At 74.1% G+C, this 19,625-nt stretch carries 20 protein-coding genes; 9 read left to right on the forward strand and 11 right to left on the reverse strand.

What is annotated here, in order from left to right; genetic code table 11:
- Positions 1–60 precede the first annotated feature (60 nt).
- Together AC0OO9_RS24015 and AC0OO9_RS24020 are read left to right on the forward strand one after the other, a co-directional pair.
- The gene (locus AC0OO9_RS24015; protein WP_484512542.1) at positions 61–693 is read left to right on the forward strand and encodes a CG0192-related protein; all 633 of its coding nucleotides are present in this window, start codon (positions 61–63) and stop codon (positions 691–693) included.
- A gap of 449 nt (positions 694–1,142) precedes the next feature.
- Positions 1,143–1,709, forward strand: a complete 567-nt coding sequence (locus tag AC0OO9_RS24020) for a flavin reductase family protein (protein ID WP_484512543.1) — start codon at positions 1,143–1,145, stop codon at positions 1,707–1,709.
- A gap of 122 nt (positions 1,710–1,831) precedes the next feature.
- Here the strand turns inward: AC0OO9_RS24020 and AC0OO9_RS24025 are convergent, their stop codons facing one another.
- Genes AC0OO9_RS24025 through AC0OO9_RS24035 form a run of 3 tightly spaced genes read right to left on the reverse strand, consistent with a single transcriptional unit; the run spans position 1,832 to position 4,349 of the window.
- Complete coding sequence (locus tag AC0OO9_RS24025) at positions 1,832–2,563, reverse strand: ABC transporter ATP-binding protein (protein ID WP_484512544.1); 732 nt, start codon at positions 2,561–2,563, stop codon at positions 1,832–1,834.
- On the reverse strand, positions 2,536–3,372 hold the full coding sequence (locus AC0OO9_RS24030; protein WP_484512545.1) for an ABC transporter permease: 837 nt from the start codon (positions 3,370–3,372) through the stop codon (positions 2,536–2,538). Before AC0OO9_RS24030 ends, AC0OO9_RS24025 begins: the two co-directional genes overlap by 28 nt.
- Positions 3,369–4,349: an aliphatic sulfonate ABC transporter substrate-binding protein gene (locus AC0OO9_RS24035; RefSeq protein ID WP_484512547.1), complete on the reverse strand. Its 981-nt coding sequence runs from the start codon at positions 4,347–4,349 to the stop codon at positions 3,369–3,371. The genes AC0OO9_RS24030 and AC0OO9_RS24035 overlap by 4 nt, the downstream gene beginning before the upstream one ends.
- 191 nt (positions 4,350–4,540) lie before the next feature.
- On the opposite strand from AC0OO9_RS24035, the gene AC0OO9_RS24040 reads away from it, so the two are divergent.
- On the forward strand, positions 4,541–5,704 hold the full coding sequence (locus AC0OO9_RS24040) for an LLM class flavin-dependent oxidoreductase (RefSeq protein ID WP_484512549.1): 1,164 nt from the start codon (positions 4,541–4,543) through the stop codon (positions 5,702–5,704).
- Positions 5,705–5,902: 198 nt separating this feature from the next.
- On the opposite strand, the gene AC0OO9_RS24045 is transcribed toward AC0OO9_RS24040, so the two are convergent.
- The 3 genes from AC0OO9_RS24045 to AC0OO9_RS24055 are packed head-to-tail and all read right to left on the reverse strand — an operon-like array spanning position 5,903 to position 8,963.
- Positions 5,903–7,051, reverse strand: a complete 1,149-nt coding sequence (locus AC0OO9_RS24045; RefSeq protein ID WP_484512550.1) for an endonuclease — start codon at positions 7,049–7,051, stop codon at positions 5,903–5,905.
- Between the two features lie 56 nt (positions 7,052–7,107).
- A complete protein-coding gene (locus tag AC0OO9_RS24050) occupies positions 7,108–7,686 on the reverse strand; it encodes a response regulator (protein ID WP_484512552.1) in 579 nt (192 codons plus the stop codon).
- Positions 7,674–8,963 carry a sensor histidine kinase gene (locus AC0OO9_RS24055; protein ID WP_484512554.1) on the reverse strand — a complete coding sequence of 430 codons (1,290 nt, stop codon included), beginning with the start codon at positions 8,961–8,963 and terminating at the stop codon, positions 7,674–7,676. The genes AC0OO9_RS24050 and AC0OO9_RS24055 overlap by 13 nt, the downstream gene beginning before the upstream one ends.
- Before the next feature lie 148 nt (positions 8,964–9,111).
- Here AC0OO9_RS24055 and AC0OO9_RS24060 point away from each other — a divergent pair, with 148 nt between their 5' ends.
- The 4 genes from AC0OO9_RS24060 (at position 9,112) to AC0OO9_RS24075 (ending at position 13,578) form a co-directional block, all read left to right on the forward strand.
- Positions 9,112–10,194, forward strand: a complete 1,083-nt coding sequence (locus AC0OO9_RS24060) for an NYN domain-containing protein (protein WP_311411392.1) — start codon at positions 9,112–9,114, stop codon at positions 10,192–10,194.
- Between the two features lie 156 nt (positions 10,195–10,350).
- Positions 10,351–11,700 carry an extracellular solute-binding protein gene (locus tag AC0OO9_RS24065; protein WP_484512556.1) on the forward strand — a complete coding sequence of 450 codons (1,350 nt, stop codon included), beginning with the start codon at positions 10,351–10,353 and terminating at the stop codon, positions 11,698–11,700.
- Between the two features lie 10 nt (positions 11,701–11,710).
- Positions 11,711–12,661: a carbohydrate ABC transporter permease gene (locus tag AC0OO9_RS24070; protein ID WP_421458046.1), complete on the forward strand. Its 951-nt coding sequence runs from the start codon at positions 11,711–11,713 to the stop codon at positions 12,659–12,661.
- Positions 12,658–13,578: a carbohydrate ABC transporter permease gene (locus AC0OO9_RS24075; RefSeq protein WP_484512558.1), complete on the forward strand. Its 921-nt coding sequence runs from the start codon at positions 12,658–12,660 to the stop codon at positions 13,576–13,578. Before AC0OO9_RS24070 ends, AC0OO9_RS24075 begins: the two co-directional genes overlap by 4 nt.
- 57 nt (positions 13,579–13,635) lie before the next feature.
- Here the strand turns inward: AC0OO9_RS24075 and AC0OO9_RS24080 are convergent, their stop codons facing one another.
- The 5 genes from AC0OO9_RS24080 to AC0OO9_RS24100 all read right to left on the reverse strand — a co-directional run bounded on the left by AC0OO9_RS24080 (position 13,636) and on the right by AC0OO9_RS24100 (position 18,191).
- A complete protein-coding gene (locus AC0OO9_RS24080; protein WP_484512560.1) occupies positions 13,636–14,502 on the reverse strand; it encodes a S1 family peptidase in 867 nt (288 codons plus the stop codon).
- 101 nt (positions 14,503–14,603) lie between these two features.
- Positions 14,604–15,119: a 2'-5' RNA ligase family protein gene (locus AC0OO9_RS24085; protein ID WP_484512561.1), complete on the reverse strand. Its 516-nt coding sequence runs from the start codon at positions 15,117–15,119 to the stop codon at positions 14,604–14,606.
- Between the two features lie 24 nt (positions 15,120–15,143).
- Positions 15,144–16,190, reverse strand: a complete 1,047-nt coding sequence (locus AC0OO9_RS24090; RefSeq protein WP_484512563.1) for an NAD(P)-dependent alcohol dehydrogenase — start codon at positions 16,188–16,190, stop codon at positions 15,144–15,146.
- A gap of 120 nt (positions 16,191–16,310) precedes the next feature.
- Positions 16,311–17,108 (reverse strand): Pr6Pr family membrane protein, encoded by a 798-nt coding sequence (locus AC0OO9_RS24095; RefSeq protein WP_484512564.1) that lies wholly within the window; start codon positions 17,106–17,108, stop codon positions 16,311–16,313.
- Between the two features lie 156 nt (positions 17,109–17,264).
- The gene (locus AC0OO9_RS24100) at positions 17,265–18,191 is read right to left on the reverse strand and encodes a hypothetical protein (protein ID WP_484512566.1); all 927 of its coding nucleotides are present in this window, start codon (positions 18,189–18,191) and stop codon (positions 17,265–17,267) included.
- Positions 18,192–18,404: 213 nt separating this feature from the next.
- Between AC0OO9_RS24100 and AC0OO9_RS24105 the strand changes: the two genes are divergently transcribed.
- Entirely contained in the window at positions 18,405–19,316 is a 912-nt protein-coding gene (locus AC0OO9_RS24105; RefSeq protein WP_484512568.1) for a DUF72 domain-containing protein, read from the forward strand.
- Positions 19,317–19,403: 87 nt separating this feature from the next.
- Positions 19,404–19,595, forward strand: a complete 192-nt coding sequence (locus tag AC0OO9_RS24110; RefSeq protein ID WP_484512570.1) for a hypothetical protein — start codon at positions 19,404–19,406, stop codon at positions 19,593–19,595.
- Positions 19,596–19,625: the final 30 nt, after the last annotated feature.

Genomic DNA, 19,625 nt, shown 5'->3' on the forward strand with positions numbered 1-19,625 from the left:
GGGCGCGTCGCGTGCGGCCGGGTCAGCGCGGGACACGGGAGTGCCCCTACGATGCGGCGTATGGCGCTGTTGTACCGGGCGGAGATGCGCCCTACGAAGTTCGGACTCCTGGCGGCGTGGCTGCCCGGCCGACCCTGGTTCCAGGGGCCGGCCGGCGCCGACGTCGAGCGCGTGGCGGCCTACCGGTTCGACGATCCGGCCGGCGCCGTCGGCGTCGAGACGCTGCTCGTCAGGGCCGGCGACGGGCCGATCCACCAGGTCCCGCTGACCTACCGCGACGCGCCCCTCGACGGCGGCGACGACTGGCTCGTCGGCACCACCGAGCACTCCGTGCTCGGCCGTCGCTGGGTGTACGACGCGTGCGCCGACCCCGTCTACGCCGCGACGCTGGCGGCGGCCGTCCTCGCCGACGCCGGGCAGGCGCAGGAGTACTTCGAGGCCGACGGCCGGCGGGAGTACCGCGAGCTGTCGATGACCATCGCCGGCAGCGGCACCCGGGGCGCCGAGGTCCCGCCCGTCGGCGCCGTGCGCCGCGTGGTGGAGGACGACCTCACCGTCATCGTCACCGACTCCGTGGAGTTGGCCGTCGTGCGCCGCCCCGACGGCGGCACCGCGTCGGAGGGCGCCGTGCTGACCGGCACGTGGAGCGGCCAGCCGAGCCCCCTGCCGCTGGCGTACGCCCGCCAACGCTGACGGGACGCACCGCCGGCGCCGACCTCCTTCGGCCCACCGACGGCGAAGGGGCTTGTATTCCTACTGATCCGGTAGGAAAATGGGGCCATGCCGCGCGTACCGCTGTTCACCTCCCGCCGGGTCGTCGACCTGATGCGGGTCGCCTCGCAGCTCTGTCCCGGTCCGCGCCCGGCGGCCTGACCGCCGATCGCGTCGCGCCCGACGGGCGCACCGGTCGGTTCCCCGGCATCGTCGCCGCCTCGGTGGTCGCCACCTGCCACCTCGACGCGGCGGGCGCGGCCACCCGTCGCGGTCGTCGACGACCCGCGGGTGTGGTTCCTGGTCCCGGCGCTCTCCGGCTCCAGGATGCCGCCGTGGACCGAGCTCCGCGTGGCGTCGCTGCGGGCGGCAGGGCTGGCGCCGCCGCCCCGCCACGACTTTTTTGCCTGACTCCCCTCCGGAAGGTTCCGATGGTCATCGCGCGGCACGACACCGACCCCCTCGTCCGACAGTGGCGGGACGGCCCGGAGGGCGGGTGGACGGTCGACGCCGACGCCCGCGCGCTGCGTACGGTGCTGCGCCACCAGGCCAGCACCGTCACCGTGGTCACCGCGCCCGGCGCGCCGCCGGTCGGCTTCACCGCCACGTCGTTCACCTCGGTGTCGCTGGTGCCGCCGGTCGTGTCGTTCTGCGTGAACCTCGGATCGTCCAGCTGGCCGACCCTGGCGGGCGCCCGCCACGTGGCGGTGCACCTGCTCGCCGAAGACCAGCGGGAACTGGCCCGCACCTTCGCCACCAGCGGCATCGACCGGTTCGCCACCCCCACCCGGTGGCGTACCGGACCCCAGGGGGCGCCGATCCTCGGGGGCGTGCTGGCCTGGCTGCTCTGCCGGGTCGTCGACCGGGTGCCCGTCGGCGACCACGCCGTCGTGCTGGCCGAGCCGGAACTGATCCGGCACGCCGACGGCGGCTCGCCGCTGCTGCACCACCAGGGCCGCTACACCGGGGTCGACGGGGCGGGCCGAGAGGCCGCGTGACCGGCTTCCCGCCGGTCGGCCCGGATCGGCGTGAGCGGCCCCGGCCCCACCCGGATCTGCCGGGTGGGGCCGGGGACGGATCTCGGCGGCGAGGACCGGCCGGTGCGGGGCCGGCGGCGCGGTCAGGCGGCCGGCACGCCGAGGCGGTCGAGCAGGTGGCGGCGCAGCGCGCCGAAGGCCGGATCGTCCGGCGTACGGCCGTTGCCCAGGTCGACCGGGAGTTCCTCGGCGATGACGCCCCCTTCCAGCAGCAGGATCCGGTCGGCGAGCAGCAGGGCCTCGTCCACGTCGTGGGTGACCAGCAGGGCGGCGAAGCCGTGCTCGGCGCGCAGCCGGCGTAGCAGCCCCTGCATCCGCAGCCGGGTGAGCGCGTCGAGGGCGCCGAACGGCTCGTCGAGCAGCAGCAGGTCTGGCTCGCGGACCAGCGCCCGGGCGACGGCCACCCGCTGGGCCTGGCCGCCGGAGAGCTCGGCGGGCCAGGCGCGGCGCCGGTCGGCGAGCCCGACCTCGGTCAGGGCCCGGTCGATCCGCCGGTCGGTGTCGGCGCCGGACAGGCCGAGCCTGACGTTCTCGGCCACCCGTTTCCAGGGCAGCAGCCGGTGCTCCTGGAACACCACGGCGGCCGTGCCGTGCACGGTGGTCCCGCCGGTGGCCTCGCCGTCGAGACCGGCGAGGATGCGCAGCAGGGTGCTCTTGCCGGAGCCGCTGCCGCCCAGCAGGGCCACCACCTCCCCCCGGGAGATCGCCAGGTCGACGCCGGCCAGCACGACCGTGAGGCCGAACGCCCGGCGTACGGCGTGGGCGGTCAGCACCGGCCCCGCGCCCGTCAGGTCGCCCGCAGTCCGCGACGCCACGTCAGCGTCCTCCTCTCCGCGACACGCAGCGCCAGGTCGGACGCCAGGCCGAGCAGCGCGTAGATCAGCAGGCCGAGCACGACCACGTCGGTCTGGCTGAACTCGCGGGCCTCCATCATCAGGAAGCCGATCCCGGTCTGGGCATTGACCTGCTCGCCGACGACCAGGCTGAGCCAGGCCGCCCCGATCGCCAGGCGTAGGCCGAGGAAGAGGGCGGGCAGCGCGCCGGGCAGCACCACGTGGCGCAGCCGGGCGGCCTGCCCCAGCCCGCACGTCCGGGCCGCCTCGACGAGGCGTTCGTCGATGTCCCGGATGCCGGCGTAGGTGTTGAAGTAGATCGGGAAGAACGCACCCAGGGCCACCAGGCTGATCTTGAGCGACTCGCCGATGCCGACCCAGATGATCAGCAGCGGCACCAGTCCCAGGTGGGGGAGCATCCGGGCCATCTGCACCGGGGGGTCGACAAGGTCGTCGCCGAGCCGGAGCAGCCCCGCCACGGTGCCGAGCAGCAGGGCGAGACCCCCGCCGATCAGCAGGCCGACGCCGGCCCGGGTGAGCGAGTCGACCAGGTGGACGGCCAGCGTGCCGTCGCGGGACAGCCGCCATCCGGTGGCCAGCACGTCGCTCGGCGCCGGCAGCTTCTCGGGCGCCAGCAGCCCGATCCGGGCGGCCAGCTCCCAGCAGAGCACCAGCAGCACCGGGCTGGCGAGCCGGCGCCACCGCGGGGCCGGCCGCGCGGGCCGCTCAGGCCGCGTCGGTGCGGTCGCCGGAGCCGTCGCCGGGGCGTCGGCCAGCGTCGTACGACTCACTGGAAGACCTCGTTGAACCGGCCGTCGACGCGGCCCCGGATGTCGACCGGCCCCGGGACGAGCTTCAGCGCGACGAAGCCGTCCGCGATCGCCTGGAGTTCGTCGCCGATGGCCGGGGTGACCGGGGACAGGGGCTTGGCGCTGCGGAGCAGGGCGCGTTCGGTGACGTCCTGCGCGATCTTCAACTCGGGCGCGAGGGTGCGGGCGCGCTCGTCGGGGTTGGCGATGCCCCAGTCCGTCACCGTCCGGTACGTCCGCAGGAACGCCCGGATTTCGTCCGACCGGTGCTGCACGGCGTCCGGGGCGGCCAGGACGTACTCCCGGTTGCTGGCGAGGCCGGTGGCGTCGGCGAGCACCCGGACCCCGGGCCGCTTGGCCAGGGCGAAGTACGGATCCCAGATGATCCAGGCGTCGACCTGCCCGTTGTCGAACGCGGGCCGCCCCTCGGCGGGCTTGAGGTACTTGACGTTGATGTCGTCCAACGTCATCTTGTGCGCCTCCAGCAGGCGCACGAGCAGCCAGTGCACGTTGGAGCCCTTGTTCAGGGCCACCGTCCTGCCCCGCAGGTCGGCGAAGCTGCGGTAGCCGCTGTCGTCCTTGACCAGCACCGCCTCGCCCTGCGGGACGGGCGCGGAGGTGCCGATGACGGAGAACGGGATCTTGGCCGCCGCGGCGAAGACGGGCGGCGCCTCGCCGACCTGCCCGATGTCGATCGAGCCGGCCTTGAGTGCCTCGGTGAGCGCCGGGCCGCTCTCGAACAACGACCACTCCACATCGGGGGCGGCGTTGCGGGCCTTGACCAGGCTCAGTCCGCCGAAGCGCTGGTAGCCGATCCGAAGTGGGCCCTTGTCGCCGCCGGCCGCCGCGGACCCGTCGCCGCAGGCGCTGGCGCCGCCGACCGCGACCAGTGCCACGGCGGTGAGCAGTGCCGTCACCAGGCGGTGCCGACGGGGGAGGGCCGTTCTGGGGGTTCGCATGACAGCTCCTACGGAAATGGACCCGGGGGGCGCGGCGGCTCCGACAGCCGCCGACCCGACTAAGCCTACTAACCCAATAGGTTTTATGGGTAGACTGTCGCCGGGATCGTCCCACCCCTCAGGAGCACCCGGCCGCCGGCCGCCTGCCCCGCCGCACCTCTTCTCGCCACCGCACTGGAGGAAAGATCCGGATGGCCCTCACCTTCCACTGGTTCCTGCCCACCTACGGCGACAGCCGGGACATCGTCGGCGGGGGCCACGGCGTGCCGGTCGGCACGGCCGGCGGCGCCCGCCCGGCGACCGTCGCCTACCTGGGCCAGATCGCGCGGACCGCCGAGCAGCTCGGCTTCGTCGGCGCGCTCACCCCGACCGGCGCCTGGTGCGAGGACGCCTGGCTGAGCACCGCGATGCTCACCGAGGTGACCGAGCGGCTGAAGTTCCTGGTCGCCTTCCGCCCCGGACTGCTCACGCCCGCGCTGGCGGCGCAGATGGCCTCGACGTTCCAGCGGCTCTCCGGCGGCCGGCTGATGGTCAACGTCGTCACCGGCGGCGAGTCGCACGAGCAGCGCGCCTACGGCGACTTCCTGGACAAGGACGCCCGGTACGCGCGCACCGACGAGTTCCTGCACGTCGTGCGGGCGCTGTGGCGCGGCGAGACCGTGGACCACGCCGGCGAGCACCTGCGGGTCGCGCGGGGCCGGCTGAACCGGCTGCCCGACCCGGTCCCGCCGATCTACTTCGGTGGATCCTCCGCCGCCGCGCTGCCGGTGGCGGTGCGGCACAGCGACGTCTACCTGACCTGGGGCGAGCCGCCGGCCCAGGTGGCCGGCAAGCTTGAACGGGTCCGTGCGCTGGCCGCCGAGGCCGGCCGCGAACTGCGCTTCGGCATCCGGCTGCACGTCATCACCCGGGACACCGCCGAGGAGGCCTGGGCGCAGGCCCGCCGCCTGCTCGACGGCATCGCCGAGGACGACCTGCGGGCGGCCCAGGCGGGGCTGCGCGGCAGCGAGTCCGAGGGGCAGCGCCGGATGCTCGACCTGCACGGGGGCTCCCGCGACGGGCTGGAGGTCGCCCCCAACCTCTGGGCCGGCTTCGGCCTGGTCCGGGGCGGCGCCGGCACGGCCCTGGTGGGCAGCCACACGGAGGTGGCCGACCGGATCGCCGAGTACCACGCGCTCGGCCTGGACGAGTTCATCCTCTCCGGCCACCCGCACCTGGAGGAGGCGTACTGGTTCGGCGAGGGCGTGCTGCCGATCCTGCGCGCGCGGGGGCTGTGGCGGCACCCGGCCGGCGAGGCCCAGCCGGTGGGGCCGAGGAGCCTGCCGTTCGTCCCGGAACCCGCCGGCGCGCGGTGACGATCCTCGCTCCGGCGGGCCGGGCCGGTGGATCCGCCCGGGCCCGCCGGCCTGCCCGGTCCGTCCGGGCGCGGGCGGGCGGATCAGGCGCTGGCGCGGCGCGTGGCACGCCGGTCCCACGGGCGGGTGCCGACCGCCGCCCGCCGGTCGGCCGGTCCCCTGACGGAGGACCGGCCGGGACACGCCGCGGTGGCGAGGTCAGCCCCAGATGGCGGTCGCCCACTCCGGGTGGTCGACGAACGGGTTCCGGTTGCCCTGCCAGCGCTCGTAGATCCGCTGGTTGCGGCGCTTCTCGAAGGCGTCCGGCGGGTCGGCCAGGTTCCACTGGAGCAGCACCGACATCTTGCCGTGGTACGGCGCGCTGCCGTTGTTGACCGACTGGTTCAGCTCCAGGTTGGGCCAGCCGTCGGTGCCCTCGTACCGGATCGCCATGTACATCAGCATGCGTGCCACGTCGCCCTTGACCGCGTTGCGCGGCTCCCACGAGTCGGCGTCGGTGTAGCAGCCCGGCGCCTCGGCGACGGGGCTGCCGCCGGTGTCGAAGTCCTTGTTGCCGCGCGTCGAGTTGACCGAGACGTCCTCCGGCCGGAGGTGGTGGACGTCCGTGCCCGGGCCGGTCGCGGTGCCGAAGTCGCCGTGCGACTTGGCCCAGACGTGCTCGCGGTTCCAGTCGTTGACGCCGCCGCCGTTGCTGCTCTTGCTCTGGGACCGGCCGGTGTTGAGCAGGATGACGTTGTTGGTGTTGGCCGGGTCCTGGTCGGTGTCCTTCAGCGCCTCCCACACCTGGTCGTAGGAGAGCTTGGTCTGCACCTTGATGATCGAGTGCAGCGAGCTGCGCAGCGCCGTGCCGGACTTGCCGATCGCGTTTGCGTAGTAGGTGGAGTCGTAGTCGCCGCCGGGTACCGGGCTGCCCGTGGGGGCCGGCGTCGGGGACTGGCTCGGCGATGGCGTGGTGCCGCCGAGGGTCATCGCCGTCGGGTTCTTCAGGCCGCCGTGGCTGAAGTAGGCGGTGAGCGTGCCGGTGGCGGTGATCCGCTGGCCCCGCAGGCCCGGGTTGGTGAGCAGGCCGAACGTGCTCCGGTAGGCGGCGGTGACCTGGACGTAGAGCATCCGGCTCGCGCCGGTCTCGGCGGCCGTGTCGGCGATCGCGATCGCGGTGTCCGCGGTGAAGCCGGACCTGAGCACCGTCGTGGCGCTGGTCGGCTGGCCGATGACGTAGCCGGTCACGGCGGCCGTCCGGCCGTCCTGTGCGGCGAGCGCCTGGGCCACGGTAAGGGGGCCGGCGGCCGACGCCGCCGCCGTGACCGCCACGGGCGCCACCAGGGCGACGGCCAGCGCGAATGCCATCGCCAGCCTTCTGGGGCCCGAACGGGTACTGCTCCTCGTATTCATGAGCAGCGATGCTATCGGGGCGCGGGTGAACGGCGGGAGATCGGGACCGCAACTTTCGGCGCGGCGGTTGCACCTGCCCGGCGCACTGCTTCGCCTGCCCGGCGCCGGCCACCAGCCGCCCGGGCGGAGAGGGCCGCGAGCGGGTCGCGCGGCCGGTGCAGCAGCCGCCGCACCACGTCGGGGTCGACGACCGTGCCGCCGCCGGCGACCGTACGCAGCTGCCCGGCGAACTCGGCGACCTCGGCGATCCGGTCCTTGAGCAGGTAGCCGACGCCCCGGCCGTCGCCGCTGGCGAGCAGGGCGGAGGCGTACTCGGCCTGCACGTGCTGGCTCAGCACCATGACGGCGAGCCGCGGCCGTTCGGCGCGCAGGTCGACGGCGGCCCGCAGCCCGTCGTCGTGCGGGCCGGGCGGCATCCGGATGTCGGTAACCACCAGGTCCGGCTCGTGCGCCCGGACCGCGTCCCGCAACTGCGGCGCCGTGCCGACGGCGGCGACCACCTCGAAGTCGAACCGGGCCAGCAGGCCGGCGAGGCCCTCGCGCAGGAGGACCTCGTCCTCGGCGAGCACGACGCGCGTCACCGGCGGCACGGCAACTCCACCCGGACGAGCGTGGGGCCCCCGGGCGGGCTGGCGAGCAGCAGCCGCCCGTCGACGGCGGCGACCCGGTCGGCGAGGCCGGTCAGGCCGGTGCCCCGCGCCGGGTCGGCCCCGCCGTGGCCGTCGTCGGAGACCTCCACGACGAGTTCGCCCTCGGCCTGGACGAGCCGGACCTCGGCCCGGGTCGCCCCGGCGTGCCGGACGACGTTGCCCAGCGCCTCCGACACCACGAAGTGCGCGGTGCTCTCGACGAGTTCGGGCAGCGGCTGCCCGAGGTCGGCGTGGACGGTGACCGGGACGGTGGCCTCGCCGGCCAGTTCCCGTACCGCGCCGGCCAGGCCGAGGTCGGTGAGGCTCTGCGGGCGGATGCCCTGCACGATCTGCCGTAGCTCGACCATCAGGTTCTTGGCCTGGTCGTGCGCCACGGCGAGCGGGGCGGCGGCGGGGGAGTCCTCGGGCACGTCCAGCCGGGCCAGGCCCAGGTGGAGGGTGAGGCTGGTCAGCCGGGGCTGCGCGCCGTCGTGCATGTCGCGCTCGATGCGGCGGCGTTCGGTCTCGTACGCGTCGACCAGCCGGGCCCGCGAGCGGCTGACCTCCCGCAGGGCCGCCCCGTCGGCGGGCCGGCCGAGCAGCCACCGCGCCACCGCGCCCTGGGCCGCGGCGAGCACGCCGAGCCCGTACCAGAGCACCGGGAGGAGCAGGACCCCGAGGACGGCGTACGGGACGGCCTCGCCGGCCGTGTCGACGGTGGTCCAGACCACGATGACCTCGTCGGCGTCGCCCACCAGCCAGGGGCTGGCGACAAGCGTGAGGTCGAGCAGCACGAGCAGGGTGGACACGGCGTAGCCGAGCGGCACGACGCCGCCCAGCCAGAAGGTGTGAGCCACCTCCCGCCATGCGTCGGCGCCGGTGTAGCGCGCGGCCAGGCCCCGCCACCGGTACGCCGGCAACGGCCGCCCGTCCACGAGGCCGAGCCGCTGCCGTTCCACGGCGGTCACCGCGATGCTCACGACCGGGGCCGACGCCAGCACCGTCAGCGCGCCGACGGCCAGGAACAGCACGAGGGGCAGCTCGACCGGGCGGCCCTGTCGGGCGGCGTTGACCGCCGCCAGCAGGGGCGCCCCGACGACGAGCAGCCCGACGGCGAGCACCCCGGCGACCGGGACGGTGGTGAGCAGGTAGGCCAGTGCGCGCCACGGCCACGGGGAGAGCAGGTATCCGGGCCGGCGCAGCGCCTCGGCCAGGCACAGGGGACGGGCTGTCGTCATGCCGCTGACGCTAACGGCGGGTGACGCGCCGACCCAGCCGTCTGGAGGTAGTTCCCGGGTAGGGCCAGCACTACCCGGTGGCCGGACGCCCCGGCGGGCCAGCGGCGGACGCGACGTGCAGCGCCCCGCCGGGGGTAGGCTGACCTGCGTGGATCACGAAGACCGCATCGCCCTCTTCCTCGACTACGAGAACCTCGCGCTGGGGGCCCGCGACCATCTCGGCGGCGTGGCCTTCGACTTCCGTCCCATCGCCGACGCCCTCGCCGAGCGCGGCCGGGTGGTGGTGCGCCGGGCGTACGCGGACTGGTCGTACTTCGACGAGGACCGGCGGATGCTCACGCGGTCGCACGTCGAGCTGATCGAGATCCCCCAGCGGATGGGGGCGTCGCGCAAGAACGCCGCCGACATCAAGATGGCCGTGGACGCGGTGGAGCTGGCCTTCGAGCGTGGGTACATCTCGACCTTCGTGATCTGCACCGGCGACAGTGACTTCACCCCGTTGGTCCACAAGCTCCGGGAGCTGAACAAGCGCGTCATCGGGGTGGGCGTGGAGAACTCGACCTCGGCGCTGCTGCCGCCCGCGTGCGACGAGTTCCTCTACTACGACCGGTTGGAGGGCGTCGACATCCCTCCCGCCCGGGTCCGGCGGGGCCGCCCGGCCCGCCTGCCCAGCCCCGACGTGCCGCGGGTGGAGCAGGAGCCCGAGCCCGAGCCGCAGCCGGCGGCCGAGGAGGCCGGCCGGGACGTCGACACGCTCGCCGTGTTCGTGGCACAGACCGTCGCCGGCCTCCAGGGCAGTTCGAGCGGCGAGGTGACGGCCTCGACGTTGAAGCGCACCCTGCTGCGCAAGGACCCGACGTTCAGCGAGTCCGACTACGGGTTCCGCACCTTCGGCGAGCTCATGCGGCACCTCGCCCAGCACAACGTGGTCGAGCTGGCGGAGGGACCCGCCAAGGGCGACCCCGAGGTCTCCCTGCCCGAGCACGGCGACCGGGAGGTGGCGTTCGGGCTGCTCGGCTCGGTGGTGTCGGACCTCGCCGGAGACGAGGGCGCGGTGGCCCTCTCCGGGCTGAAGAACCAGCTGCGCCGGGCGCGGCCCGACTTCAGCGAAAAGAAGCTGGGTTACCGCAGCTTCCTCCAGTTCTGCAAGGCGGCTGCCACCAGCGGCGTCGTCGACCTGCGGTGGAGTCCCGAGGCCGACGACTATCTGCTCACCCCCCGGGCCGCCTGAGCCGCTGCCGCCCGGCGGCGTCGTGGCGGCGCTCCCTTTCGACCCGTGTTTCCCACAAACGCCAATTCCTCCTGAAGACGTTTAGCGCGGTCGCGGACCGGAGAAGTGCCGGTCGAGGCGGGCATCGGTGCCCGCCGATCGGCAGGAGGAGAGCCAATGACACGGATGGTGCGTGCTGCCGCGATCGCCGGGGTGCTCGCCCTGGCGGTCAGCGGATGCGGGGGCGTCGGCGGTGACGGCGACGAGGGCGGCGGTACCGCCACCACGGGCACGCTGTCCACGATGGGCTTCGGTCTGTCCGACGAGATCGCGACCACGCGCGTCGACGCGTTCAAGCGCGACAACCCGGGCGTCGAGCTGAAGATCGTCGAGGGAGCCTTCGACGAGCAGCAGTTCCTCTCCGCGGTCGCCTCCGGCAACCCGCCCGACCTGGTCTACATGGACCGCAAGCTGGTCGGCACGTACGCCAAGCGCGGCTCCGTCCAGCCGCTGACCGACTGCGTCGACAAGCAGGACGTCGACATGGGGCAGTACCGGCCGGCCGCGAAGGACCAGGTCACCCTCGACGGCACCGTCTACGGCATCCCCGAGTTCTCCAGCGTCCGGGTGCTCTACCTGAACGAGGCGCTGCTGCGGCAGGCGGGCCTGACCGCCGCCGACGTCGACCTCGCGGACTGGGCCGGGCTGCCCGCGCTCAACGCCAAGCTGGCCACCGTCTCGGGCGGCCGGCTCTCCCGCATCGGCATCGACCCGAAGATCCCCGAGTTCCTGCCCCTGTGGGCCAGGGCCAACGGGGTCGACATCCTCTCCGCCGACGGCACGAAGGCACACCTGGACGACCCGAAGGTGGCCGAGGCGCTCACCACCGGCGTGCGGCTGATCCAGGACCAGGGCGGCTGGGGCAAGTTCAAGTCCTTCCGCGACACCTTCGACTTCTTCGGGGCGCAGAACCCGCTCGCGAAGAACCAGATCGTCGCCTGGCCCATGGAGGAGTGGTTCCTCAACCAGGCCGCCAAGAACAGCCCGAAGGCCGAACTGGTGGTCAAGCCGTTCGTCGACCGGCAGGGCAAGCCGCTGACCCTCTCCTCCGGGCAGGCCTGGGTGATCCCCAAGGGTGCGAAGAACCCGGACGCCGCGTGCGCCTTCGCCAGGAAGGTCACCGCCACCGACACCTGGGTCGCCGCCGCAAAGGCCCGCGCCGACGCGCGCAAGGCCGCCGGCCAGCCGTTCACCGGCGTCTACACGGGCAACGTCGCCGCCGACCAGAAGATCTTCGACGAGATCTACCAGCCGACCGGCAACAAGCGCTTCGACGACGCGGTGGCCACCATCCGCTCGGTGCAGGACGCCGCGTTCGCGATGCCGGCCTCGCCAGCCGGCGCCGAGTTCGACAAAGCCTGGACGGACGCCGTCAACCGGGTCCTCTCGGGTCAGGCGCAACCGGCGCAGGCCCTCGCCCGCGCCCAGCAGGAGGCGACCGCCGCCCTCGACAAGGCATCGAAGTAGGCCCGGGGGGATGGCCGTCACCACCGTCCCCGCTCCCACGGGCCGGCGGCGCCGTACGCCGCTGGCCCGGCGGGAGGCGCGCTGGGCGTACCTCTTCCTGGCGCCGTGGATCGTCGGTTTCCTGGTCTTCAACGCCGGGCCGATGATCGCCAGCGCCTGGCTCAGCCTCACGGAGTACGACGCGATCAGCGCCCCCCGGTACACGGGGCTGGACAACTACCGGGAGCTGATGTCCGACCCGATGGTGGCGCGCAGCCTCGGCAACACCGTGTACTACACCGTCCTGCACGTGCCGCTGGTGATGGCGATCTCGCTGGGGCTGGCGGTGCTGCTCAAGCGGGTGGGACGGTTGCAGGGCTTCTTCCGTACCGTCTTCTACCTGCCGGTGATGACCCCGGCGGTGGCCGTGGGCATCCTGTTCCTGCTCCTGCTCAACACCCAGGACGGCCTGATCAACCGCGGCCTCGCCCTGGTCGGGGTCGAGGGTCCGAGCTGGACCACCGACCCGGACTGGGTGATGCCCGGCATCGTCCTGATGAGCCTGTGGAGCCTCGGCTCCACCGTGATCATCTACCTGGCCGCCCTGCAGAACGTGCCGCGCGACCTGTATGAGGCGGCGAGCATCGACGGCGCCGGGGGCTGGGCGCGGTTCCGGCACGTGACGCTGCCGATGATCTCGGGCGCGCTGTTCTTCACGCTGATCGTCAACACCATCTCGTCGCTGCAGATGTTCACCGAGGTCTACACCATGTACTTCGGCAACCGGCAGACGCAGGGGTCGTTCAACAGCGACGCGGCGTCGTTCTACGTGATCCACCTGTTCCAGGAGGCGTTCCAGTTCCTGCACATGGGCTTCGCCTCCGCGATGGCCTGGCTGCTCTTCGTGATCATCCTGATCATCACGCTGGTGCAGGTGAAGCTCGGCAACCGGTTCGTCTACTACGAGGGGGACCGGTCGTGACCGCCACTGTCGAGCGGGCGGTCGCCGCGCCCGGACCCGTGACCGCGCCGGGGGACGCCGGCCGCCGCGCGGCGACCGAGGAGAGCGGGCGCCCGCTGTGGCAGCGGGTGCTGTTCGTGGTCGCGCTCGTCGGCGCCGCCGTGGTGTTCATGCTGCCGTTCGTCTGGCTGATCGGCGCCTCGCTGCGACCCCGCGAGTACGTCTTCTCCGGCGGGTTCCTGCCCACCCCGTTCGCGCCGGGGAACTACGCCGACGCGTGGCAGGCGGTGCCGATGGTGACCTGGCTGGCCAACAGCGTGGTGGTCGGCACGGCGGCGGCGGTCGCGGTGACGCTGTCCAGCGCGTGGGTGGCGTTCGGCTTCGCGTACTTCCGGTTCCCGGGGCGCGACCTGCTGTTCGGTCTGGTGCTCGCGACGATGATGCTGCCGTTCGCGGTGACCATGATCCCGACGTACCTGATCTGGACGGAACTGCGGCTGACCGGCACCCAGGTGCCGCTGTGGGCGGGCAACCTCTTCGGCTCGGCGTTCTACATCTTCCTGCTGCGGCAGTTCCTGCTCTCGCTGCCCCGCGAGTACTTCGAGGCGGCCCGGGTCGACGGGGCGAGCTATCCGCAGCTGTTCTGGAAGCTGGCCTTCCCGCTGATCCGGCCCGCCCTGCTGGTGGCCTTCGTCTTCGAGTTCAAGGCGAGCTGGACGGACCTGATGAAGCCGCTGATCTACCTGCGCGACGAGGAGCTGTACACCCTCCCGCGCGGGCTCAAGGTGGTGCTGGACCGCTTCGGCTACGGCGGCGAGCAGCAGTGGGAGGTGGTGCTCGCGGGCAGCGTCATCGCGACCGTGCCGATGCTCGTGCTGTTCTTCCTCGCCCAACGGCACTTCGTCGAGGGCATCGCCACCACCGGCCGCAAGGGCTGACCCGCCGCGCCCGGCCCGGCCCGGCCCGTCGCGCGGGCCGGGCCGGGCCTCGACGGGTCAGGGGACGGTCACGCCGTACGCGGCCAGGATCTCCATGATCGGCTGGTAGTAGGTGGTGCCACCGCTGGTGCAGTTGCCGCTGCCACCGGAGAGGATGCCGAGGATGGTGCCGGTGCCGGCGGCGTAGAGCGGCCCGCCGCTGTCGCCCGGCTCGGCGCAGATGTTGGTGCGGATCAGGCCGGAGACGCTGCCCTCGGCGTAGTTGACGGTCGCGTTGAGCGCGGTGACCGTGCCGCAGCGCACCCCCGTCGTGGAGCCGCTGCGACAGACCGCCTGGCCGACGTAGGCGTTGCCGGCGCCGTTGATGGTGAGCAGGCCGGGGTACGTGTAGACGGCGCTGGGGTGGGCGACCACGCTCGTGTAGCGGACCAGCCCGTAGTCGTTGCCGGGGAAGCTGCTGCCCGCCCGGCTGCCGAGGACTGTGGTCTGCGCGCTGTTGGCGTACCAGGTCGTGCCGACGGCGGTGCAGTGGCCGGCGGTGACGAAGTAGTAGGTGGTGCCGCTGCGGACGTTGGCGCCGAGGGAGCACCGGCCGCCGCTGTAGATCGCCTGCCCGCCGGCGATGAGGACGCGCAGCTCGCCCGGCTCGTGCCGGAGCACCGCACCGGCCCGGGCGGCGGTCGCCCGCAGCGCGGCGACGTCCCGGGCGGAGACGGTGTCGTCGACGGTCAGGGTCATCCGGCCGGTGGCGGGGTCGAGCCCCCAGGCGGTGCCGGCGGTGCGGACCTGCGCGAGCGCGGCCGCGGCGCGGCCGGGGTCGTGGTCGGGGGCGGCCCCGCCGTGGCCGGGGGCGGCGTGGGCGGGCGTCGGCAGGCCGAGCAGCAGCGCGGCGAGCAGGAGCAGGGCGGGCGGGAGACGACGCATCGAACCTCCATAGATTCGTTTCTGTCGATTCCCTACAGGATCCACCCCCGGCGTGACACGGACAAGCGGCTCGTCGTGCCGGCGACCCGTCCGCGGTCCGGCTACGGCAACGGCTGGGAGATGCCCCGGGCGTGGTCGGTGAGGGCCGCGCCGACGACGGTCGCCTCCAGCGGCAGCATCTCCAGGCAGCGGCGCACGGCGGCGGCCATCAGGGCGTTCGGCACTCGCATCGACAGCGTGCAGTGCGGCACCCAACGCCCCGGCCGGTAGTGCTCGACCAGCTCGATCCCCGCCTCGGCCAGCCGGTCGTGCACCCGTGCGTGGTGCGCGAGCAGTTCGGCGGTGGGGGTCGGGCCCAGCCACAGCACCCGGCCGACGAACTGCCCGGCGTGCTCGAAGCTCAGCCGCAGCGGCGCGGCCACCACCGTCCCGCGCAACGCCGCCGCGACCCGCTCCGGATCGAAGCGGGTCGCGACGGCGAGTGAGACGTGTGGCCGGTGACGCTGCTCCAGCAGCGACCGCATGCTCTGCACGCCCTCCGACTCCAGCGCGTCCCAGAGCACCCGGATCCGCCGGGTGGCGTCGGTGTCCAGGTAGAGCTCCAGCGCCGCGACCACATGATCATCCTAGGGTCGCGGTGGTCACGGCACGACGACCGCCCGGCCCTCCAGCGTGCCGTCGCGCATCTTCCGGTACGCGACGACCGCCTCGTCCAGCGGGAAGGTGCTGGCCTTCGGCTTCACCAGACCCCGGGCGCCCAGTTCGAGCACCTCGATGAGTTCCGGCCGGCTGCCCCAGTACGTGGTCTGGATGCTCACCTCGTACGCCACCGAGAAGAAGCCCACCGGCAGGGTGCCGCCGCCGATGCCGACGATGGTGAGGTCGCCGACGGTGCGGGCGGCGGCGGCGCCGAGCGCGAGGGTCGGGTCGGCGCCGACGAAGTCCAGGACCACGTCGGCGCCCCGGCCGCCGGTGGCCTGGCGGATCTCCTGGGCGGTGTCCGCGCCGGAGAGCATGGTGAGGTCGGCGCCGCACTCCTCGCCGAGCTTCAGCGCCTCCTCGCGGGTGTCCACCGCGATCACCCGGGCCGCGGTGGTCGCCTTGAGGATCTGCACGCCGACGTGCCCGAGCCCGCCCACGCCGATCACCACGGCGGTGCTGGTCGGGCCCAGCTTCGGCCAGGACCGGCGGATCGCGTGGTACGGGGTGAGCCCGGCGTCGGTCAGCGGCGCCGCCAGCACCGGGTCGAGCCCGTCGGGCAACGGCACCACCTGCCGGGCCTGCGGCACCAGCATGTACTCGGCCATGCCGCCGTCCAGGCCGAGGCCGCCGCCCCCGCCGGGCACCGGCGCCTCGGCGGTGTTCTCGCAGTACGGGTCGACGCCCACCCGGCAGCGGGCGCAGGTGCCGCAGCCCCACGGCCCGTAGACGGCCACCGGCTGCCCCACCGTCAGCCCGCTCACCCCGTCGCCGAGCGCGTGCACCCAGCCGGCGTTCTCATGGCCGAGGATGAACGGCGGGTTCCAGGGCACCGCGCCGGCCTCGAAGTCGTGCATCAGGTGCAGGTCGGAGTGGCAGGCACCGGCACCGCCGATCTTCACTACCACCTGACCCGGGCCCGGGGTCGGCTCGTCGACCTCGACCAGTTCGGGCTCCGACTTCCAGTTGGGCAATCGCAGCGCGCGCATGACGCCTCCTGTTCTCCCGCTTCCGGTCCGCCTGCCGGCTGCCCGTTCCGCGGGAGCCCAAACGGCCCGCCGCGACGCTCCGGTCCGCCCCGTGGCGGTGAGCCGCCGCAGGCGTGAACCTCAGGGCAGGGCCGTCGCGTCGGGCCGGGCGGCGTCCGGGGCGGTGGAGGGGGCGCCGGGGGACATCGAGGGGGCGTCGGGGGTCATCGAGCGGGTTTCGGGGGCCGTCGAGGGGGCGTCCGGGGTCATGGAGGGGGCGTCCGGGCTGGTCGAGGGGGCGGCCGGCGCTCCGGCACGCCGGCCCAGGCCCCGGTCGACGGCGACGAAGAGCAGGCCCAGCAGCCAGAACGCGGCGGCGAAGAAGACCGCGCTGACGGCCACCCCGGCGTAGCCCAACTCGCCCGCGTCGATGAACGGGTACGGGTACCTGTCCACCACCAGCCCTCGCAGCAGCGCGAAGCCGAGGTATCCGAGGGGGAACGCCAGCCACCAGGCCGCGTAGCGTGGGTGGAGCCGGCCCCGGCGGTCGAACAGCGCCCAGTCCGCCACGGCCAGCAGGGGCACGACGGTGTGCAGGAACTGGTTGCCCAGCGCCTCGCCGAGCGTACGGTCGGCCTGCGGCATCGCGAACGGGCTGGCCGGGTTGTCCAACACCAGGTGGTAGACCACGCCGGTGATCGTGATGTAGAGCGTGACCGCGCCCTTGAGCGCCGAGGGCGGCTCGGGCCGGTCCTGCCGGGCCAGCCAGGCGGCGAATCCGGCGAAGATCCCGACGGCGAGGTTGCTCTGGATCGTGAAGTAGGGCAGCAGGCCGGTGAGCGTGGCGGAACCGAGCGCGGTGAGCACGATCCCGGCCAGCACGCTGATCACGATCGCCAGGCGGAAGACCACCGCCACGCGTCGACGCCGCAAACTCATCGGGGCAAGCTACCAGCCGCCTGGAGCCGAGGTCACCGGCCGACGCCACGCGGGCCACGCCGCCGGAGGTGGGCGTGCCGGCAGGGACGAGCCCACCAGTCGGCCGCCCGGTCAGCCAGCCTCGCCGCCGCTCAATCCGGCGGTTCGGCGGTTCGGTCAGCCCGCCTCGCCGCCGCTCGGCGCGGCGGTGTGGCGCCCCTGCGCCGGCGAGACCTGGACAGGGCCGGGCCCGGCCGGTCGCGCGGCCGTGGCCGACGGCGACGCCGTGGGCGGCGACCCGGTCCGCCGGCTCGGGTCGGCTCCGGGCCGGCCGGTCGGGTCGACTCCGGGTCGGCCGGTCGGCTCCGCTCCCGGATGGCCGGTCGGGTCCGCCCCGGGTCGGCCGGTCGGGTCGGTACCGGGTCGGCCGGTCGGGTCGGCTCCGGGACGGCCGGTCGGCGTGACTGCCGGCCCGCCGGACGGGCTGCCGTGCGGGGCGGGGCTCTTCGGCTCGCCGGCCAGCACCCGCTCGCAGTAGCCGGCCACCTCCACGCGGCCACCGGCGGCGCGGATCAGGTCACCGAAGGCGGCCTCGTCCGGGAGACCGCCGTCGCCGGCGTCCGCCCGGTACGCCCGGCACGACTCCCGCACCGCCGCGTCCGGCTCCGGCCGACCGTCCACCCCGCCCGTGGGGGCGGACGGCGGATGGTGGGCCCTCGTGGGGGCGGCGCCCGTGGTGGGGGCGGGCCCGGGAGCGGCGGTGGTGGGTGCCGGTCCCCGCAGCGGATGGGGCAGCGCGCCCCCGGTGGCGGCGAGGGCCACCCCGCCCGTGAGGGCGAGGGCGGCACCGGCCAGCGCGGCGCGTACGCCGAACCCTGTGAGGGCGCGACGGCGGCGCGGCTCCGGCCGGCCGAGCGGGTTGCCGGCCCGGGCCAGCCGGTAGGCCCGGACGGCCGTCTCCTCGCCGGCCAGTTCGTCGGCGTGGGGCGTGGCGCGGACCGCCGCCAACAGCGACGTGAGGGGCTGCGGGCCGTCCTGCGGGTCGAGGACAGGGCCGTCGAGCAGCCGCTCGACGGTTTCCTGGTCCATCCGGTGTGCGTTCATCTCGTGTCCCTCAGCGCCACGGGCCGTCGGGCCGTCACACGGGCCGGGGTGTGACGTCCGACAAGTGCCGGGCCGGGGGCGGGCCGGAACCGACCGGGTTCGCGGGTCCGCCCATGATCACTGGCGTCGGTCGATCGCCTCGCGCGGGATGCCCGGACGCCGGGTTTCCGCCAGCGGTTGCCGATTCGTCCGGTGCGCGGTGCACTGAATCACATGGGTGTGATCAAGGTGGGCACGTCGTCCTGGGCGGACCAGATGCTGCTGCGCTCGGGCTGGTATCCCCGCGCGGCCAACACCCCGGCCGGTCGGCTCGACTTCTACGCCGGGCGCTTCCCGCTGGTCGAGGTGGACACCTCCTACTACGCGGTGCCGGTGCCGGAGACGACGCGAGGCTGGGTGGACGCCACGCCCGAGGGCTTCACCTTCGACGTCAAGGCGTTCAGCCTCTTCACCGGTCACCCGACACCGGTGGCGGCGCTGCCCCGCGACCTGCGCCCGGCCGGCGGCCCGAGCCGGATCCGCCGCCGGGACCTCCCCGCAGCCGCGTACGACGAGCTGTGGGACCGGTTCCGCGCGGCGCTGGACCCGATCGCGGCGGCCGACCGGCTCGGCGCGGTCCTGCTCCAGTTTCCGCCGTGGCTGGCCCGCGGGGCCGCCGCCGAGCGGCGCATCGCCGAGCTGGCGGAGCGGTGCCAGCCGTGGCGGGTCGCCGTCGAGCTGCGCCACGCGTCCTGGTTCGACGGCACCGCCGCGCCGGACACGCTCGGGTTCCTGCGGGAGCGCGGGCTGTCGTTCGTCTGCGTCGACATGCCGCAGGGGCACACCTCGTCGGTGCCGCCCATCCTGTTCGCCACGGCGGAGCTGGCGGTCGTCCGGTTCCACGGCCACAGCACCGCCTGGGAGACGGGGGACAAGCAGGAGAAGTTCCGCTACGCGTACGGCGACGAGGAACTGCGCCGCTGGTCGGAACTCCTGGCCGAGCTGGCCGGGCAGGCGGGGGAGCTGCACGCGCTGTTCAACAACTGCTGCGGCGACCAGGCCCAGCGTGACGCCGCCCGACTCGCGGAGCTGCTCGGGGTCCGCCCGGCGGGACGCGACCGGGCGGGAGCCGGTTCGCCCTCCTGAACACGGGATCGTCGGCGCGGCGGCCAGGTTTCCCCGCCGGCCGCCCGGGTACCGGCGGGGGCGTGAGCGACGGAAGGGGACGCGGTGATGGGTGAGCAGCGGCAGGAGCATCCCGGGGAGGCGACGCCCGGCGTGCCGGGGGACGCGGCGGCGCGCGAGACCCGGGAGGCGCAGGAGGCGCACGGCGGCAGCATGGCGCCCGCTCTGGTGGACGACACCGGTCACCCGGTGGCGGCGGACCCGGCCGAGGTCGCCGGAGAGGACACCGCCGGCGGCTGACCCCGTCGCGCGGGGTCCAATTCCGTGGAC

It is taken from the genome of Micromonospora sp. USAFONa4 (assembly GCF_057197825.1).

Coding starts and splice junctions, on each gene's coding strand:
- AC0OO9_RS24015 (WP_484512542.1), top strand. CDS start 61: ATGGCGCTGTTGTACCGGGCGGAGATGCGCCCTACGAAGTTCGGACTC.
- AC0OO9_RS24020 (WP_484512543.1), top strand. CDS start 1,143: ATGGTCATCGCGCGGCACGACACCGACCCCCTCGTCCGACAGTGGCGG.
- AC0OO9_RS24035 (WP_484512547.1), bottom strand. CDS start 4,349: ATGCGAACCCCCAGAACGGCCCTCCCCCGTCGGCACCGCCTGGTGACG.
- AC0OO9_RS24040 (WP_484512549.1), top strand. CDS start 4,541: ATGGCCCTCACCTTCCACTGGTTCCTGCCCACCTACGGCGACAGCCGG.
- AC0OO9_RS24045 (WP_484512550.1), bottom strand. CDS start 7,051: ATGGCATTCGCGCTGGCCGTCGCCCTGGTGGCGCCCGTGGCGGTCACG.
- AC0OO9_RS24055 (WP_484512554.1), bottom strand. CDS start 8,963: ATGACGACAGCCCGTCCCCTGTGCCTGGCCGAGGCGCTGCGCCGGCCC.
- AC0OO9_RS24065 (WP_484512556.1), top strand. CDS start 10,351: ATGACACGGATGGTGCGTGCTGCCGCGATCGCCGGGGTGCTCGCCCTG.
- AC0OO9_RS24070 (WP_421458046.1), top strand. CDS start 11,711: ATGGCCGTCACCACCGTCCCCGCTCCCACGGGCCGGCGGCGCCGTACG.
- AC0OO9_RS24080 (WP_484512560.1), bottom strand. CDS start 14,502: ATGCGTCGTCTCCCGCCCGCCCTGCTCCTGCTCGCCGCGCTGCTGCTC.
- AC0OO9_RS24090 (WP_484512563.1), bottom strand. CDS start 16,190: ATGCGCGCGCTGCGATTGCCCAACTGGAAGTCGGAGCCCGAACTGGTC.
- AC0OO9_RS24095 (WP_484512564.1), bottom strand. CDS start 17,108: ATGAGTTTGCGGCGTCGACGCGTGGCGGTGGTCTTCCGCCTGGCGATC.
- AC0OO9_RS24100 (WP_484512566.1), bottom strand. CDS start 18,191: ATGAACGCACACCGGATGGACCAGGAAACCGTCGAGCGGCTGCTCGAC.
- AC0OO9_RS24105 (WP_484512568.1), top strand. CDS start 18,405: ATGGGTGTGATCAAGGTGGGCACGTCGTCCTGGGCGGACCAGATGCTG.
- AC0OO9_RS24110 (WP_484512570.1), top strand. CDS start 19,404: ATGGGTGAGCAGCGGCAGGAGCATCCCGGGGAGGCGACGCCCGGCGTG.